Here is a 16,910-nt window from a genome sequence, read left to right on the forward strand (position 1 = left end):
GCCCGGCCGGACGACCGGGTTTGGCGGTAACCGTCGTAGAGTTACGTCTATTTAACACGCAGAACTCACTATGTAATGCAGGGTTGGGGAACACAAGGGGGTGCGCATGACCGGACGTCCGGGAAGAGCCGGCAGGATCGGCGGACCGGCCGGCGCCGGAGAACTCCTCGAACTGGTCCGCAGCGGACGCGCGGTGACGCGCGGTGCGCTCCAGCAGGCGACCGGGCTGTCCCGGGCGACCGTCGGCCAGCGCCTGGACCGGCTGTTCCGGGCGGGCTGGCTGCGCGAGGGCGCCGGCGGCCCGGTCGGCTCGCCGCTCGGCGGCCGCCCCTCCATCACCCTGGAGTTCGACGACTCCCACGCCGTCGTCCTCGCCGCCGACCTGGACACCCGGCACGCCCGCGCGGCCGTGCTGTCCCTGACCGGCGAGATCCTCGCCGAGCACTCGGGGACCCTGGTGATCGGGGACGGCCCCGAGGTCGTACTGCCCGAACTGGGCGGCTGGTTCGGCGAGTTGCTGGAGAAGTCGGGTCGCCCCGCAGCGGACGTCTGCGGCATCGGCCTCGCCGTGCCCGGCCCGGTGGACACCCGGACCGGCCGGGTGGTGCAGCCGCCGATGATGCCGGGCTGGGACGGCTACGACATCACGGGCCGCCTGGGCCGCGCCTTCACCGAGCACACCGGCGCCCCGGCCGTCCCCGTCCTGGTCGACAACGACGCCAACCTCATGGCGTACGGCGAACAGCGCGCGGGCCACCCCGACTGCGCGGCCTTCGTCCTGGTCAAGGTCTCCACCGGCATCGGCGCCGGCGTGGTCGTGGACGGCTCGGTCTACCGGGGGATCGACGGCGGCGCCGGCGACATCGGGCACATCCGCATCGGCGCCGACGCGCTGTGCCGGTGCGGTGCGCAGGGCTGTCTCGCCGCCGTCGCGAGCGGGGGCGCCGTGGCCCGGCGGCTGGCGGAGAGCGGGGTGCCGGCCGCCTCCGGCGCGGACGTGCGGGACCTGCTGGCGGCCGGGCATCCGCAGGCGGCGGCGCTGGCCCGGGAGGCCGGGCGCCGGGTCGGCGACGTCCTGGCGACGGTGGTGACCCTGCTGAACCCCGGCGTGCTGATGATCGCGGGCGACCTGGCCGGAACCCCCTTCCTCACCGGCGTACGGGAGATCCTCTACCAGCGGGCGCTGCCCCGCTCCACGGCCCACCTGGACGTCGTGACCTCCCGGCTGGGGGAGCGGGCGGCGCTCATCGGAGCGGGGGCCCTGGTGGTGGAACACCTCTACGCGCCGGAGCGGGCCGAGGAGCGGCTGCGGGCGCTGGGCGTGTGACACGGGCGTGTGACATGGGAGTTTCCGGGTACTGGGCAGGGTCCGCATGGTGAAATCCGGCGGGCTGTGGCAGCGTGATTCTCGCCACCCTTGATAAGGGTTGCGCTCAGATGAGCGGATCTTGGGCGACTGCACTTCTCCAAGGGGTGGCACTGGGTGCCACCCCTTGATCGTTCATCGATCGAAATCAGACGTGCAGGATCCCCGCTCATGTGAGCGGAGAATGCGCCCTACGGAGGTAGTTGCATTCAAGAAGTGAACACATTCGATGGCGTCGGCTTGCCAAGCCTTGACTTTCGATCCGCTGGCGGACGACTGGTTACAGGCTCATGACGCACAAGTGGACGTACCGATGTTCCTTCGATCTGGGTATGTTCCTCGCCGTCAGGGCAGCCACCGCGGCCTCAAGGAGTCGAGACCCGTGTCGGAAAACAAAGAACCCCACGTAGTGAAGTTCGTTTACGACTTCACCGAGGGCAACAAGGACCTCAAGGACCTCCTCGGCGGCAAGGGCGCCAACCTCGCCGAGATGACCAACCTCGGTCTGCCGGTCCCTCCCGGCTTCACCATCACCACCGAGGCCTGCAAGGTCTACCTCGAGAGCGGCGAGGAGCCCGCGGCACTGCGTGACGAGGTGAGTGCGCACCTCGAGGCGCTCGAGGCCCGCATGGGCAAGAAGCTTGGCCAGCCCGACAACCCTCTGCTGGTCTCCGTCCGCTCGGGCGCCAAGTTCTCCATGCCCGGCATGATGGACACGGTCCTCAACATCGGCCTGTCCGACAAGTCGGTGCAGGGCCTGGCCGAGCAGGCCGGCGACGACCGCTTCGCGTGGGACTCCTACCGCCGCCTGATCCAGATGTTCGGCAAGACCGTCCTCGGCGTCGACGGCGACCTCTTCGAGGAGGCCCTCGAGGCGGCCAAGGAGGCCAAGAAGGTCACGGTCGACACCGACCTGGAGGCCGCCGACCTGAAGAAGCTGGTCACCAGGTTCAAGAAGATCGTCAAGGCGGAGGCCGGCCGGGACTTCCCGCAGGACCCGCGCGAGCAGATGGACCTCGCCATCAAGGCGGTCTTCGACTCGTGGAACGGCGAGCGCGCCAAGCTCTACCGCCGCCAGGAGCGCATCCCGCACGACCTGGGCACCGCCGTCAACGTCTGCTCGATGGTCTTCGGCAACCTCGGCCCCGACTCCGGCACCGGCGTCGCCTTCACCCGCGACCCCGCCTCCGGCCACCAGGGCGTCTACGGCGACTACCTGCAGAACGCCCAGGGCGAGGACGTGGTGGCGGGCATCCGCAACACCGTCCCGCTCGCGGAGCTGGAGAAGATCGACAAGAAGTCGTACGACCAGCTCATGCAGATCATGGAGACGCTGGAGAACCACTACAAGGACCTCTGCGACATCGAGTTCACGATCGAGCGCGGTCAGCTGTGGATGCTCCAGACCCGCGTCGGCAAGCGCACCGCCGGCGCCGCCTTCCGCATCGCCACCCAGCTGGTCGACCAGGGCCTGATCGACGAGACGGAGGCCCTGCAGCGCGTCACCGGCGCCCAGCTCGCCCAGCTGATGTTCCCGCGCTTCGACGAGGACGCGAAGGTCGAGCAGGTCGCGCGCGGCATCGCGGCCTCCCCGGGCGCGGCGGTCGGCAAGGCGGTCTTCGACTCGTACACGGCCGTCAAGTGGTCCCGCTCCGGCGAGAAGGTCATCCTGGTCCGCCGTGAGACCAACCCCGACGACCTGGACGGCATGATCGCGGCGGAGGGCATCCTGACCTCCCGCGGCGGCAAGACCTCCCACGCGGCCGTCGTGGCCCGCGGCATGGGCAAGACCTGTGTCTGCGGCGCCGAGGAGCTGGAGGTCGACACCAAGCGCCGCCGCATGACGGTCCCCGGCGGCCGCGTCGTCGAAGAGGGCGACGTCATCTCCATCGACGGCTCCACCGGCAAGGTCTACCTGGGCGAGGTCCCGGTCGTCCCGTCCCCGGTGGTGGAGTACTTCGAGGGCCGGATGCACCCGGGCGCCGACGACGCGGACGAGCTGGTCGAGGCGGTCCACCGCATGATGGCCTTCGCCGACCGCAAGCGCCGGCTGCGGGTGCGGGCCAACGCCGACAACGCGGAGGACGCGCTGCGCGCCCGCCGCTTCGGCGCCCAGGGCATCGGCCTGTGCCGCACGGAGCACATGTTCCTCGGCGACCGCCGCGAGCTGGTCGAGCGCCTGATCCTGGCGGACACGGAGGAGGAGCGCGAGGCGTCCCTGAAGGCGCTGCTGCCCCTGCAGAAGAAGGACTTCGTCGAACTCTTCGAGGCGATGGACGGTCTCCCCGTCACCATCCGCCTCCTCGACCCGCCGCTGCACGAGTTCCTCCCCGACATCACCGAGCTGTCGGTCCGCGTGGCCCTGGCCGAATCCCGCCAGGAGCCCCACGAGAACGACCTGCGCCTGCTCCAGGCGGTGCACCGCCTGCACGAGCAGAACCCCATGCTGGGCCTGCGCGGCGTGCGCCTCGGCCTGGTCATCCCCGGCCTGTTCACCATGCAGGTCCGGGCGATCGCCGAGGCGGCGGCGGAGCGCAAGGCGGCCAAGGGCGACCCGCGCGCCGAGATCATGATCCCGCTCGTCGGCACGGTCCAGGAGCTGGAGATCGTCCGCGAGGAGGCCGACAAGGTCGTCGCGGAGGTCGAGGAGGCGACGGGCACCCGGCTGAAGCTGGCGATCGGCACGATGATCGAGCTCCCGCGGGCGGCGCTGACGGCCGGTCAGATCGCCGAGGCGGCGGAGTTCTTCTCCTTCGGCACGAACGACCTGACGCAGACGGTGTGGGGCTTCAGCCGCGACGACGTCGAGGCCTCGTTCTTCACCGCCTACCTGGAGAAGGGCATCTTCGGCGTCAGCCCGTTCGAGACGATCGACAAGGACGGCGTCGGCTCCCTGGTGAAGGCGGCGGCGGAAGCCGGCCGCCGTACCCGCCCCGACCTCAAGCTCGGCGTCTGCGGCGAGCACGGCGGCGACCCCGAGTCGGTCCACTTCTTCCACGAGGTCGGCCTGGACTACGTCTCCTGCTCCCCCTTCCGCATCCCGGTCGCCCGCCTCGAGGCGGGCCGCGCGGCGACGCAGTCGGAGGGCAGCGACCACCGCTAGCCCCTTCCGGCCCCTCAACCCCGAAGCCGCCGCTGGTCCCCGACCCTCACCGATCGGCGGCGGCTTCGGCGCACCGAAGAGAGGGCGGCACCTTGTGCGGAGGTGCCGCCCTCTCGCGTGCCCGGCACCGACTGCGGCACCGACGACTTTCGGCCGGTGACCGGCGGTGCCCTCCGTGTGGCGATGGTCGGGGCTGTGTTCCGCTCAGAGAACTCCCTCCGTGTTCACCGGTCCCACCTGGAAGACGCCGGAGCAGATCGTCCACGGTGCCGGGAGCAGGGCTGCTGTGCGGGACGCCGGTGGGTAGATGCGCAGGTAGGCGCCGGTGCGCTGGCAGGCGCCGCCGACCGGGCCGTTGGTGGTGCGGACGGTCGCCGAGGCGGAGTGGCCGGGGGAGAGGGTGACCGTGCCGTAGGAGCGGCCGCTGCGGGTGGCGGCCGGGCCGATCTGGTGGTGGGCGGTGTCCAGGACGCTGACGCCCGGATAGCCGCGCAGGGCGCAGCTGCTCGTGCTGGTGTTGGTGAAACGGACCGGCCAGTACAGCGACCCGGCCGCGCCCTCCTTGCGGCCCATGGACAGGTACAGGTCGCTCACGGCACAGGTGCGGACCGTGGCCGGGGCCCGTGTGGCCGACCCGGTCGCGCTCCAGGCGGCTCCGCCCGCCGTGAGGCCCACGAGGGCGGCGGTCAGCGCGGTGGCCGCGGCGCGTCGGGGGAGGGTCCGGAGGAGTCCTGCGGACCCAGCGGAACTATTCGGATTTGTGTGAGGGAACATGGCACATCCGCCTCCATCGGGTGAACGGGTAGATGGGTGGATGAACGTCACTCTCTTTGATGCGTGCCGGGCCGGAAAAGTTGTGGGTCATCCGGCCAGGTTCGGGTCGGGTCCCAGCCATATGGAGGCCGTGCCCCGGGCGGTGACATGCGGCCGCAATCCGCCTTTCGCAATCGGCCCGCATGGTTGATCGTCGGGCGGTGCATCTATGACGAAGAGGCGACCGAGGTCTGGGGGACCGACGATGACGATGAGCCGTAGGGGAGTGCTGGCCGCGGGGGCCGCGGCGGGGGCCGGGCTGCTCGCCGCCTGCGGGTCGAACACCGGACGCGGCGGCGGGGCGTCGGGGACCGGGCTGTCGCAGTGGTACCACCAGTACGGCGAGACCGGCACCGAGCAGGCCGTGAAGCGGTACGCCGCCGCCTACAAGAAGGCGCACGTGAGCGTGCAGTGGCGGCCGGGGAACTACGACCAGCAGACCGCCGCCGCCCTGCTCACCGACTCCGGCCCGGACGTCTTCGAGGTCAACGGGCCGACGCTGGACCAGATCCAGGGCGGGCAGGTCGTCGACCTCACCGATCTGATCGAGGGCGTCAGGGACGATTTCAATCCGGCCGTGCTCACGCCGAAGACGTACGACGGCCGGGTCTGGGGCATACCGCAGGTCATCGACATGCAGATGCTCTACTACCGCAAGAGCCTGCTGAAGGACGCCGGACTCGAGCCGCCCGCCACGCTCGACGCGCTCGTGGACGCCGCCCGGGCGCTCACCAGAGGCAAGGTCAAGGGGTTGTTCCTGGGCAACGACGGCGGAGCGGGCGTGCTCGGCGGCACCCCGCTGTACGCCGCGGGGCTGCGGCTCGTCACCGAGGACGGCAAGGCCGGGTTCGACGACCCCGCCGCCGCCCGCACCCTCGGCAAGCTGCACCGGCTGTACGCCGACAAGTCCCTCCTGCTCGGGGCGCCCGCCGACTGGTCCGACCCGTCCGCGTTCGTCCAGGGGCTGACCGCGATGCAGTGGTCCGGGCTGTGGGCGCTGCCGCAGGTGCAGAAGGAGCTGGGGGACGACTTCGGCGTCCTGCCGTTCCCGAAGGACGGCAGCGCGGGCCGGCCCTCCGTGCCCGTGGGCGCGTACGGCTCCGCCGTCAGCGCGCGCAGCGGGCACAAGGCGGCCGCCAAGGAGTTCGTGCGCTGGCTGTGGGTCGAACGCACCGACTTCCAGGAGGACTTCGCGCTGTCGTACGGCTTTCACATCCCGGCCCGGATCTCGCTGGCGAAGAAAGCCGCCAAACTGCGCTCCGGCGCCGCCGCGGACGCCGTGCGCTTCACCACCGACCACGGCTACGCCCAGCCACTGCTGTGGACGCCGGCCGCCCAGACCGCCTACCAGGACGCGCTCAGCCGGATCATCCGGAACGGCGCGAGCCCGGAGAGCGAACTGCGGGCCGTCGTACGGAAGGTGACCGCCGAACTCGACCGCGTGAAGAAGGCGAAGAAGAACTCGTGAGGCGGCGCAGGACCCTGTGGTTCTGGGCGTTCGTGGGGCCCTTCGTGCTCGGGCTCGCGGTGTTCACCTACGTTCCGCTGCTGTGGAGCGTGGGCCTCAGCTTCTTCGACGCCCACAACACGGTCACGCCCACGCACTTCGTCGGGCTGGACAACTACACGGCGATGCTGCGGGACGACGCGTTCGTCGACAGCCTGAAGACCTTCCTCGCCTTCACGGCCTTCATCGTGCCGGTCACCTTCGTCTGCTCGCTCTCCCTCGCCCTGATGGTGAACCGGCTGGGGCGCGCCCGCGCGTTCTTCCGGTCGGTCTTCTTCCTTCCCGCCGCGTGCAGTTACGTCGTCGCAGCGCTGGTGTGGAAGATGTCGATCTTCAACGGCGTGCGCTTCGGGCTCGCCAACACCGTCCTCGGGTGGTTCGGCGGGGATCCCGTGGCCTGGCTGTCCACCACCGACCCGCCGTGGTACTGGCTGGTCATCGTGACCGTACGGCTGTGGCTGCAGGCCGGTTTCTACATGATCCTCTTCCTCGCGGGGCTCCAGCGGATCGATCCGGTGCTGTACGAGGCGGCCGCCGTGGACGGGGCCCGGCCCGGCTGGACGGTGCTGCGGCACATCACCCTGCCCCAGCTGCGGGCCACCTCGGTCGCGGTGCTGCTGCTGCTCGTCGTCAACGCCTTCCAGGCCTTCGACGAGTTCTACAACCTGCTGTCCGACGCCCGGGGTTACCCGCCGTACGCCCGGCCGCCGCTGGTCTACCTGTACTACACCGCGCTCGGCCAGGGGCAGAACCTCGGTCTGGGCAGCGCGGGCGCGGTGATCCTCGCGCTGATCATCGCGGTCGTCACGGTGGGGCAGGCGCGGTGGCTGCGGCTGGGAAGGACGGACACCGATGGATGACGCGCTGGTGCGGGCCGGGCGGGCGCTGAGGCTGGTGCTGCTGATCGTGCTCGCCCTGCTCTTCCTGGTCCCCTTCTATCTGCTGGTCCGCAACGGTCTGTCCGGTGAGCAGGACATCACCTCGCCCGGGTGGACCTTCTTTCCGCGCGAGGTGAGGTGGGGCAACGTCCGGGAGGTGTTCGACGATCCGTCCGTGCCGTTCGCCCGCTCCCTGCTCAACTCCGCACTGATCGCCCTCGCGACCACGCTGGGCACCCTGCTCCTGGCCTCGCTCGCCGGCTACGGCCTCGCCCGCATCCCGTACCGGCACGCGGACAAGGTCTTCTACGGCATCCTGGGCACCCTGCTGGTCCCGGCCGCCGTCACGTTCGTGCCGAGCTTCGTGCTGGTGTCGACGCTGGGCTGGATCTCCACCCTGCGCGGGCTGATCGTGCCGACGCTGTTCTCCGCGTTCGCCTGCTTCGTCTTCCGCCAGTACTTCCTGGGTTTCCCACGGGAGCTGGAGGACGCGGCGCAGGTCGACGGGCTCGGGTACTGGTGCACGTACTGGCTGGTGGTCGTGCCGAACGCGCGGCCGGTGTTCGCCGCCGTCGGCACCATCGTGTTCCTCGGGGCGTGGAACTCCTTCCTGTGGCCCCTGGTCATCGGGCAGGACCAGAGCGCCTGGACGGTGCAGGTGGCGTTGTCGTCGTTCACGACGTCCCAGGTGATCAGACTGCACGAACTGTTCGTCGCGGCCGTCGTGTCGATCCTGCCGTTGCTGGTGGTGTTCCTGTGCTTCCAGCGGTGGATCGTGGCGGGGGTGGAGCGGTCGGGGATCGACTGAGCGGGGTCAGGCGGTGGAGCCGCCGTCCACCACCAGGTCGGTGCCGACGACCGGGGCCGCCTCGTCCGAGGCCAGGTAGAGGACGGCCGCGGCGACCTCCTCGACGGTGGAGACCCGGCCGAGCGGGACCTCGGTGCGCATCCGCTCGGCCCGGCCGGTCTCGGTCTCGCCGGGCCCGAAGGACATGTCCGTGGCGGTGGGACCGGGGCTCACGGCGTTGATGCGGACGCCGTCGGCGATGTGGTCCAGGGCGGCGCTGCGGCTGAGGACGGACACGGCCGCCTTGGTGACGGCGTAGCCGGCGGTGCCGCGCAGCCGGCTGTGGACGCCGATCCGGGAGGCGATGTTCACGATCGCCCCGCCGTTCGGCTGGGTCCGCATCTGGGCGACCTCGGCCTGCGGGGCGAGGAGGACGCCGGTGACGTTGGTGTCGAGCATCGTCCGCCAGTCCTCCTCGGGCAGGTCCGCGGTGAGCCGCCCGCGCCCCGCCATGACGCCGGCGTTGTTCACCGCCACGTCGAGGGAGCCGAACCGCTCCACGGCGGCGGACACCAGGGCCCGCACCTCGGCGGCGCGGGTCACGTCCGCGCTGACGGCCAGCGCCTTGCCGCCCGCCCGCTCGATCAGTGTCACCGTCTCCTCCAGCGGCTCCCGGCGGCGTCCGGCGACGACCACGTTCGCGCCCTCGTCGGCGAAGGCGAGCGCGACGCCGCGCCCGATGCCGCCGCCGGCGCCGGTGACCAGGGCCGTGCGGCCGGTGAAGCGGGCACGTGCCGGGGCGGTGGTCATGATCTCCCCTGTTCTTGACCGATCGGTTAAGTATGAGGGTGGAAAAAAGCGCACCTCCGGTGGAGGTGCGCGAGTCAGTCCAGCAGCGCCAGGGCGCCCTCGGCGGCGGCCCGCACCCTGGCCGGGTCCGCGGAGGCCTTGCCGACCACCCGCAGCCCCTGCAGCACGACCAGCAGGGTGCGGGCGAGGGTCCACGGGTCGCGGTCCGCGGGCAGCTCGCCCTGCGCCTGGGCGCGGACCAGGGCGGAGTGCAGCAGGGTCTCCAGGTGGTCCCAGCTCTGCTCCACCCTGCGGGCGGCGGCGGGGTCGTGCGGGGTCAGTTCGACGGCCGTGTTGGTCACCAGGCAGCCCTGCTCCCGGGTCGGCCCGGCCGTGGCCTCGGCGGCGAACCGCCGGACCACCGCGCGCACCGCCGGCAGCACCGGGCCGGGCCGGGACAGCTCCCGGGTCAGCAGCGGGTGCTGCGCCTGCCCGTACCGGTCCAGCGCCCTCAGGTACAGCTCGTGCTTGCTGCCGAACGTCGCGTACAGGCTCGCCCTGCCGATGCCGAGGTGCTCGACCAGGTCGGCCATCGACGTCGCCTCGTAGCCGCGCCGCCAGAACAGCTCGAGGGCCGACTGCAGCGCGGCGTCCGGATCGAACTCCTTGGTCCTGGCCACGCGCCGCGGCCTAGGCTTTTCTGGAACGATCGGTCAAGCAAGTTGGCGATCGGTCAAGCAAGTTCAGGCCGCGCGCACCTCGTACGCCGCCACCCGGACCTCCGCGTCGTCCAGGCACTGGCCGCTGACCAGGTCGAAGCGCTGCTTCAGCAGCGGGGAGGCCACGAACGGGCGGCCGGCGTGGGTGCCGGTCAGACCGCGGGAGAGGACGGCGGCACCGGTGAAGGGATCGCGGTTGTCGACGGCGTACAGGCGGTCGGCGCGGTCCCGGAAGAGGGCCACCTGGCGGCCGTCCGGCAGCAGGGCGGCCACCCCGCGGCCCGGCGTCAGCGCGCTCAGGTCGCAGGCGGTGAACCAGCCCTCCGCCACGCGGAGCTGCACCTTCACATCGGTGGTCTCGACAGCCAGGGTCATCGGGCGCTTCCTTCCAGGACGTCGTCGGAGGGCCGCATGCCGATGTTCAGCAGCGGCAGGTCGGGCTTGATCTGGTCGCGCTCGGGGACGAAGGCGACGACCGGGTCCGGGGTGTCCGGGGCGTTCACGAAGGACACGAACCGGGCCAGCTTCTCGGGGTCGTTGATGGTCTCCGCCCACTCGTCGCGGTAGTGCGTGATGTGGGCCCGCATCAGCTGCTCCAGCTCGTCGCAGATGCCGAGCGAGTCGTGCACCACCACGTCCCGCACATGGTCGAGGCCGCCGGGGATGCGCTCCAGCCAGGTCGAGGTGCGCTCCAGGCGGTCGGCGGTGCGGATGTAGAACATCAGGAACCGGTCGATGAGACGGACCAGTTCGGCGTCGGACAGGTCCTGGGCCAGCAGGTCGGCGTGGCGCGGGGTGGCGCCGCCGTTGCCGCCGACGTACAGGTTCCAGCCGTTCGCGGTGGCGATCACCCCGAAGTCCTTCGACTGGGCCTCGGCGCACTCGCGCTGGCAGCCGGAGATCGCCGACTTCAGCTTGTGCGGCGACCTCAGTCCCCGGTAGCGCAGCTCCAGGTCGATCGCCATCCTCACCGAGTCCTGCACCCCGTACCGGCACCAGGTGGAACCCACGCAGGACTTCACGGTCCGCAGCGCCTTGCCGTACGCGTGGCCGGACTCGAAGCCGGCGTCCACCAACCGGGCCCAGATGAGCGGCAGCTGCTCGACCCGGGCGCCGAACATGTCGATCCGCTGGCCGCCGGTGATCTTCGTGTAGAGGCCGAAGTCGCGGGCGATCTCGCCGATCACGATGAGCTTCTCGGGCGCGATCTCGCCGCCGGGGATCCGCGGCACCACCGAGTACGAGCCGTTCTTCTGCAGGTTGGCCAGGAAGTGGTCGTTGGTGTCCTGAAGGGCCGCCTGCTCGCCGTCCAGGACGTAGCCGCTCGCGCCGATCGCCGGGGCGAGCGAGGCGATGATCGAGCCGACCGCCGGCTTGCAGACCTCGCATCCGTCGCCGCCCCGGGCGCCCTCACGGCCGTACCGGTCCAGCAGCTCCTGGTACGACGCGATGCGCAGCGCGAGGACGATCTCGTACAGCTCCTCGCGGGTCTGCGCGAAGCAGCCGCACAGGCCCTTGTCGACCTCCACGCCGGACGCCTCCAGCTCGGCGTCGACCAGCTGGCCGAGCACCTTCACGCAGGAGCCGCAGCCGGTGCCGGCCTTGGTGCACTTCTTCACCTCCAGCACGGTGGTGCACTGGTGCTCCGTCACCGCGCCCCGGATGGTGCCCTTGCTGACGTTGTGGCAGGAGCAGATGATCGCCTCGTCCGGCAGGGCGGCCGGGCCGAGCTGGGCCCCCGAGCCGGCTCCGGCGGGCAGGACGAGCGACTCGGGGGAGACGGGGGGCACCGAACCGGTCAGCGCGCGCAGGGTGCCGTACGCCTCGGCGTCGCCGACCAGGATGCCGCCGAGCAGCGTGCCGTCGGCGCCGATGACCAGCTTCTTGTACAGCCCGGCGCGGGAGTCGGAGTAGACGACGTCCAGGCAGTCCTCGGCGGTGCCGTGCGCGTCGCCGAAGGACGCCACGTCCACGCCGAGCAGCTTCAGCTTGGTGGACAGGTCGGCGCCGGTGAAGGACGCCTCGTCCTCGGCGATGGCGGCCGCGGCCGTCTCCGCCTGCTCGTAGCCGGGCGCCACCAGGCCGTACACCCGGCCGTCCGCCGCCAGCGCGCACTCGCCGATCGCGAACACGCGCGGGTCGCCGACGGTACGGCACTGCTCGTCGACGGTGATGCCGCCGCGCTCGCCGACCGGCAGGCCGCAGTCCCGGGCCAGCTGGTCGCGCGGGCGCACACCGGCGCTGAACACCACCATGTCCGCGGCCAGTTCGGAGCCGTCGGACAGCTTCATGCCGGTGACGGCGCCGGAGGCGTCCGTGACGATCTCCTGCGTGCCCACGCCCGTGTGCACGGTCAGACCCATGCCCTCGATGGTGCGCAGCAGCGCCGCGCCGCCGCCCTCGTCGACCTGCACCGGCATCAGGCGCGGCGCGAACTCCACGATGTGCGTGGCCAGTCCGAGCCCGTTGAGGGCACCGGCCGCCTCCAGGCCGAGCAGACCGCCGCCGACCACCGCGCCGGTCCTGGCCCTGGTCTTCGCGTACTGCTCGATGGCGAGCAGGTCCTCGATGGTCCGGTAGACGAAACAGCCCTCGGCGTCCTTGTTCGGCACCGGCGGCACGAACGGGTAGGAGCCGGTGGCGAGCACGAGGGTGTCGTACGCGAAGACCCGGCCGGAGCGGGCCGTCACCTTCCTGCCCGCCCGGTCGACGGTCTCGGCGGGGTCGCCGACGTACAGCTCGATGCCGTGCGCGTCGAGGAACCCCTGGTCGGTCAGCGAGAGTTCCTCGGGGCTCTTGCCCGAGAAGTACGAGGTGAGGGCGACGCGGTCGTAGGCGGGGCGCGGCTCCTCGCACAGCACGACCACGCGGTGCGTGGCGGTCAGGCCGCGCTCGGCGAGCGCTTCGAGGAAGCGCTGGCCGACCATGCCGTGGCCGACGAGCACGATCGTGGGGGTGGTGTCCGTGGACATCAGGAGCCTCCGTCGTTGGTGAGCAGGTGGAGCAGGGGGCCGCCGTCCGTCGGGAGCGGCTCTGCTCCCTCCCAGGCGCGGGCGAGCGCGCCGACGGTGCCGAGTTCGCCGACGAGGACCCCGCCGACCAGGCGGTCGTCGCGGACGACGACCTTGCGGTAGGTGCCGCGGGTGGCGTCGGCGAGCCGCACGACGTCGTCGCCCGGGCGGGCCTCGGTCTCGCCGAACGCGGCGAGGTCGAAGGGGGAGCCCGGGCCGGTGAGGGTCAGCCGGGTCAGGGAACGCGTGCCGGAGTACCGGGCGCGGGAGTCGCCGGCGAGCAACTCGGCGAGCGCGTCGGCCTGTTCGAGCGCCGGTGAGGCCAGGCCGTAGACCGTGCCGTCGTGCTGGACGCAGTCGCCGACGGCGTGGATGCGCGGGTCGGAGGTGCGCAGCTCGTCGTCGACGAGGATGCCCTTGTGGACGGCGAGGCCGGCCTGCTCGGCGAGCCCGGTGCGCGGGCGCACCCCGCAGGCGAGGACGACGAGGTCCGCGTCGAGCGCGTACCCGTCGGCCAGTTCCACCGACCGGACGGCTCCCGCGACCGAGCGCACGTCCCGCACCCGGCACTCGGTGTGCACCTCGACGCCCAGGTCGGTGAGGTGCCGCAGCACCAGCCGGGAGGCGTCCGGGTCGAGCTGGCGCTCCATGAGCCGCTCGGCCTGCTGGGCGAGGACCACCTGCGCGCCGCGTACGGCGAGCGCGCGGGCGGCGGAGACGCCGAGCAGTCCGCCGCCGATGACGACCGCGCGCGCCCCCGGCCGGACCGCCTTGGCCAGCCCCAGGCAGTCGTCCATGGTGCGGAACGCGTGGACGCCCTCGGGCAGTTGGTGGTCCGGGGTGAACAGGCCGCGCAGCGGCGGCAGCACGGGGTTGGACCCGGTGGCGAGAACCAGCGTGTCGTATGCGATCGAGGAGCCGTCGGCGCAGCTGACGGTCCGGGCGCCCCGGTCGATGCCGGTGACCCGGGCGCGCAGCAGCCCGTCCGGCGCGGGCAGGCCGATCACCTCGGGGGCGTACCGGCCGGCCAGCACCTCGGCGAGCAGCACCCGGTTGTACGGAGGGTGCTCCTCCTCGCCGACGAGCAGCGCGGGCGTGCCCAGTTCGCCGAGCCGCCGGGCGAGCCGTACGCCCGCGAGGCCGGCGCCGATCACCACCACACGCGTATTCGAGGTCATGTCCTCGAGCGTGCGGCCCCGACGTTACCCGGCCGCATCACCCCTGTTTCCCACGAGGAACGCTGCCCTCAGCCTGCGGCGCCTGGGCCTGTGAGGTCCGGAGGGTCGGTCGTCTCCCGGGTACGGCGGCGGCCTGGGGCTGGTCCCGGACCGGGGGACTGCCGTCTTGGCGGGCCGCGGGCCGGGCGGCTGTGTGGGTGGGGTCTTCCGTGCGGCGGGCGGCGGGCGGCGGGCCGGTGCGGCCTGCGTGGGCGGGGTTGCTGGTGTGGTGGGTCGCGGGCCGGTGCGGCTGTGTGGGTGGGGTCTTCCGTCGCGGCTGGTGGCGGGGCCGGTGCGGTCTGTGTCGGCGGGGGCTGCCGGTGTGGTGGGTCGCTCGGTGCGGCTGTGCGGGTGGGGACTCCCGTCACGGCGGGCCGCGGGCCGCAGGGCGATGTGGCCTGTGCCGGTTGGGACTGCCGCGTGGCGGGCGGATGGCCGGTGCGGTCTTTGTGGGCCGGGGCTGCCGGTGTGGCTGGTCGCATGGCGATACGGCTGGGCGTGCTTCGGGGGGCCGAGGTTAGGGTCGCGATCATGTCCGGCATACCTATGACGACCCTGGCCCTGCTGTGCGCCGCCTCGCTGGCGGCCGGGTGGATCGACGCGGTGGTGGGCGGAGGCGGCCTGCTGCTTCTGCCGGCCCTGCTGCTCGGGCTGCCGTCGGGGACCCCGGCCGCGTGGGCGCTCGGCACCAACAAGGCCGTCGCGATCGTCGGCACCACCGGGGCGGCGGTGACGTACGCCCGCAGGGCGCCGGTGGACGTCGGGACGGCCGTACGGATCGGGCTCGCCGCGCTCGCCGGTTCCTCGGTGGGCGCCTTCCTCGCGGCCGGGATGAGCACGGAGGTGCTCAAGCCGGTGATCATGGTGGTGCTGCTCGGGGTCGGAGCCTTCGTGATCCTGCGCCCGGCCTTCGGCACGGCTCCGGCGACCGGGCCGGCCACCCGGCGGCAGAAGCTCGCCGCGATCGGCCTGGCCGGCCTGGGCATCGGTTTCTACGACGGCCTGATCGGCCCCGGCACCGGGACCTTCCTGGTGCTCGCCCTGACCGCGCTGCTCCGGCTGGACCTGGTCACCGCCTCGGCCACCGCGAAGATCGTCAACTGCTGCACCAACGCCGGCGCCCTGGCGATGTTCTCCTGGCAGGGCACGGTCCTGTGGCAGCCGGCGGCCCTGCTGGCCGTCTTCAACCTCGCGGGCGGCGCCCTCGGCGCCCGCACCGCGCTCAAACAGGGCAGCGGCTTCGTCCGGGTGGTGCTGCTGACGGTCGTGTTCGCGCTGGTGGCGAACCTGGCGTACGAGCAGTGGGCGGCGTAGCGGACGGAAGGCCGGCGGCAGGCCGACGGTGGCTCGGCGTCCGGCGGGTCAGCGGCTCCCGGTGAGGTGCGCGAACACCACGACGTTGCCCAGGTAGCCGGTGCTCTTCGAGTAGCCGCCGCCGCAGGTGATGACCCGGAGTTCGGGGCGGGGGGCGGCGCCGTACACCTTGTCGTCGGGGAAGTTGTTCGCCGCGTACACCTCCACCGCGTCCACCGTGAACACGGCCACGGAGCCGTCCCGGCGGTCCACGTCGATCCGGGCGCCCCGCTTCAGCGCGCCGAGGTCGTAGAAGACGGCGGGGCCCTCGGCGTTGTCGACATGGCCGGCGACGATCGCGGTGCCGGTCTCGCCGGGCATGGTGCCGGCCTCGTACCAGCCGGCCAGGTTCTTGTTCCGGGCGGGCGGCACGTCCAGGCTGCCGGAGCGGGTGAGGGACAGGCCCATCAGCGGGGCGTTCACGCGTATGGAGGGGATCCGGATCCGGGTGGGCACCGACGGGGCGAGGGCGGGGGCGGCGGACCGCGCGCCTCCCGGCTCCGGGCGGCCCTCGGCGGCGGCCGGCTGGGGCGGCGCGTGCGTCTCACTGGCGCCGCCCAGCAGCCACACCCCGGAGCCGAGCGCCACGACGGTGACCGCGGCTATCGCGGTGTCGCCGAGCCTGTCGTGCCTGCTTCTGCTGCGCATACCAACCTCTCAGAAGGCAGACCCCGAGAACGCGTGACGGCGGGCCTCCGGGGACTTCGGTGGCGGCCCTCCCCCTCCGGGCCGCGAGGGGCATCGGACCCGGAGGGGGTGGACGTTGCGGTACCGGCGGACGGACAGCGGAGGGTGTCCGTCAGATCCCGTCGCCTCTCGCCCGGCGATGCAGGAGCCAGGTACCGCCCACGGCGGCGACGGCCAGTGCCGCCACACCCGCCGTGGTCTGCACGGGGTCGGTGCCGAGTGCGCCGCCGACCCCCGTCTTCATGCTTCCCCGCGGCTGCACCTGATCGTGCGCCGCGCTCACCGCGACCACCAGGTCGCCCGTCACCTGCCGTCCGCCCTCCGCGCACTTGGCGACGATCTCGTACGTCCCGGGCTGCGCCCCCGGCGGCACCTGGAACTGGCCGATCGCCTCGCCCTGGTGCGAGCTGGGCGCCAGCGTGAAGGTGCCGGCGCCGACCGCGCCCGCGTCCCCGACCGCCGAGCCCTTCTCGCCGCACGCCGCGGTGTTCACCGTGACCTGGCCGCCGGGCGTCACGGTCGCGGGGTACACGTCCAGGCTGCCGGTACCGGCCCAGGCGGGCGCCGCGGCCGCCACGACGAGCGCGGTACCGGTCAGCAGACGGGCGGTGCGTAGCATGGGTGCTCCCCAGAGCTTGTCCGACTGGTGTGTGCCCTGCCCTTCCGAGGTAACTGGCTCC

At 72.2% G+C, this 16,910-nt stretch carries 14 protein-coding genes; 6 read left to right on the top strand and 8 right to left on the bottom strand.

Annotated elements, in window-relative coordinates; translation table 11 throughout:
* Positions 1–106 precede the first annotated feature (106 nt).
* Both ACGFZN_RS23230 and ppdK read left to right on the top strand, forming a co-directional pair.
* Entirely contained in the window at positions 107–1,327 is a 1,221-nt protein-coding gene (locus ACGFZN_RS23230) for an ROK family protein (RefSeq protein WP_393860371.1), read from the top strand.
* Between the two features lie 421 nt (positions 1,328–1,748).
* Positions 1,749–4,469, top strand: a complete 2,721-nt coding sequence (gene ppdK / locus ACGFZN_RS23235) for a pyruvate, phosphate dikinase (RefSeq protein ID WP_393860372.1) — start codon at positions 1,749–1,751, stop codon at positions 4,467–4,469.
* A gap of 204 nt (positions 4,470–4,673) precedes the next feature.
* Here ppdK and ACGFZN_RS23240 read toward each other — a convergent pair whose 3' ends face one another.
* Positions 4,674–5,063: a DUF4232 domain-containing protein gene (locus tag ACGFZN_RS23240; protein ID WP_393860373.1), complete on the bottom strand. Its 390-nt coding sequence runs from the start codon at positions 5,061–5,063 to the stop codon at positions 4,674–4,676.
* 424 nt (positions 5,064–5,487) lie between these two features.
* Between ACGFZN_RS23240 and ACGFZN_RS23245 the strand changes: the two genes are divergently transcribed.
* The 3 genes from ACGFZN_RS23245 to ACGFZN_RS23255 are packed head-to-tail and all read left to right on the top strand — an operon-like array spanning position 5,488 to position 8,475.
* On the top strand, positions 5,488–6,750 hold the full coding sequence (locus tag ACGFZN_RS23245) for an ABC transporter substrate-binding protein (RefSeq protein WP_393860374.1): 1,263 nt from the start codon (positions 5,488–5,490) through the stop codon (positions 6,748–6,750).
* On the top strand, positions 6,747–7,649 hold the full coding sequence (locus ACGFZN_RS23250; RefSeq protein ID WP_393860375.1) for a carbohydrate ABC transporter permease: 903 nt from the start codon (positions 6,747–6,749) through the stop codon (positions 7,647–7,649). Before ACGFZN_RS23245 ends, ACGFZN_RS23250 begins: the two co-directional genes overlap by 4 nt.
* A complete protein-coding gene (locus ACGFZN_RS23255) occupies positions 7,642–8,475 on the top strand; it encodes a carbohydrate ABC transporter permease (RefSeq protein WP_393860376.1) in 834 nt (277 codons plus the stop codon). The genes ACGFZN_RS23250 and ACGFZN_RS23255 overlap by 8 nt, the downstream gene beginning before the upstream one ends.
* Before the next feature lie 6 nt (positions 8,476–8,481).
* On the opposite strand, the gene ACGFZN_RS23260 is transcribed toward ACGFZN_RS23255, so the two are convergent.
* The 5 genes from ACGFZN_RS23260 to ACGFZN_RS23280 form a co-directional block, all read right to left on the bottom strand.
* Positions 8,482–9,264, bottom strand: coding sequence for an SDR family NAD(P)-dependent oxidoreductase (locus ACGFZN_RS23260; RefSeq protein ID WP_393860377.1), 783 nt, complete (start codon positions 9,262–9,264; stop codon positions 8,482–8,484).
* 74 nt (positions 9,265–9,338) lie between these two features.
* The gene (locus tag ACGFZN_RS23265; protein WP_393860378.1) at positions 9,339–9,923 is read right to left on the bottom strand and encodes a TetR/AcrR family transcriptional regulator; all 585 of its coding nucleotides are present in this window, start codon (positions 9,921–9,923) and stop codon (positions 9,339–9,341) included.
* A gap of 63 nt (positions 9,924–9,986) precedes the next feature.
* Complete coding sequence (gene nirD / locus ACGFZN_RS23270; RefSeq protein WP_393860379.1) at positions 9,987–10,337, bottom strand: nitrite reductase small subunit NirD; 351 nt, start codon at positions 10,335–10,337, stop codon at positions 9,987–9,989.
* The gene (gene nirB, locus ACGFZN_RS23275) at positions 10,334–12,934 is read right to left on the bottom strand and encodes a nitrite reductase large subunit NirB (RefSeq protein WP_393860380.1); all 2,601 of its coding nucleotides are present in this window, start codon (positions 12,932–12,934) and stop codon (positions 10,334–10,336) included. The genes nirD and nirB overlap by 4 nt, the downstream gene beginning before the upstream one ends.
* A complete protein-coding gene (locus ACGFZN_RS23280) occupies positions 12,934–14,151 on the bottom strand; it encodes an NAD(P)/FAD-dependent oxidoreductase (protein WP_393860381.1) in 1,218 nt (405 codons plus the stop codon). Before ACGFZN_RS23280 ends, nirB begins: the two co-directional genes overlap by 1 nt.
* 570 nt (positions 14,152–14,721) lie before the next feature.
* Between ACGFZN_RS23280 and ACGFZN_RS23285 the strand changes: the two genes are divergently transcribed.
* Positions 14,722–15,504, top strand: a complete 783-nt coding sequence (locus tag ACGFZN_RS23285; RefSeq protein ID WP_393860382.1) for a sulfite exporter TauE/SafE family protein — start codon at positions 14,722–14,724, stop codon at positions 15,502–15,504.
* A 48-nt stretch (positions 15,505–15,552) separates the two neighbouring features.
* Here ACGFZN_RS23285 and ACGFZN_RS23290 read toward each other — a convergent pair whose 3' ends face one another.
* Positions 15,553–16,191, bottom strand: a complete 639-nt coding sequence (locus ACGFZN_RS23290) for a class F sortase (RefSeq protein ID WP_393860383.1) — start codon at positions 16,189–16,191, stop codon at positions 15,553–15,555.
* Between the two features lie 151 nt (positions 16,192–16,342).
* On the bottom strand, positions 16,343–16,849 hold the full coding sequence (locus ACGFZN_RS23295; RefSeq protein WP_393860384.1) for a hypothetical protein: 507 nt from the start codon (positions 16,847–16,849) through the stop codon (positions 16,343–16,345).
* Positions 16,850–16,910 lie beyond the last annotated feature (61 nt).

Origin of the sequence: Streptomyces sp. NPDC048192 (assembly GCF_043202415.1) — a bacterium.
GTDB lineage: Bacteria > Actinomycetota > Actinomycetes > Streptomycetales > Streptomycetaceae > Streptomyces.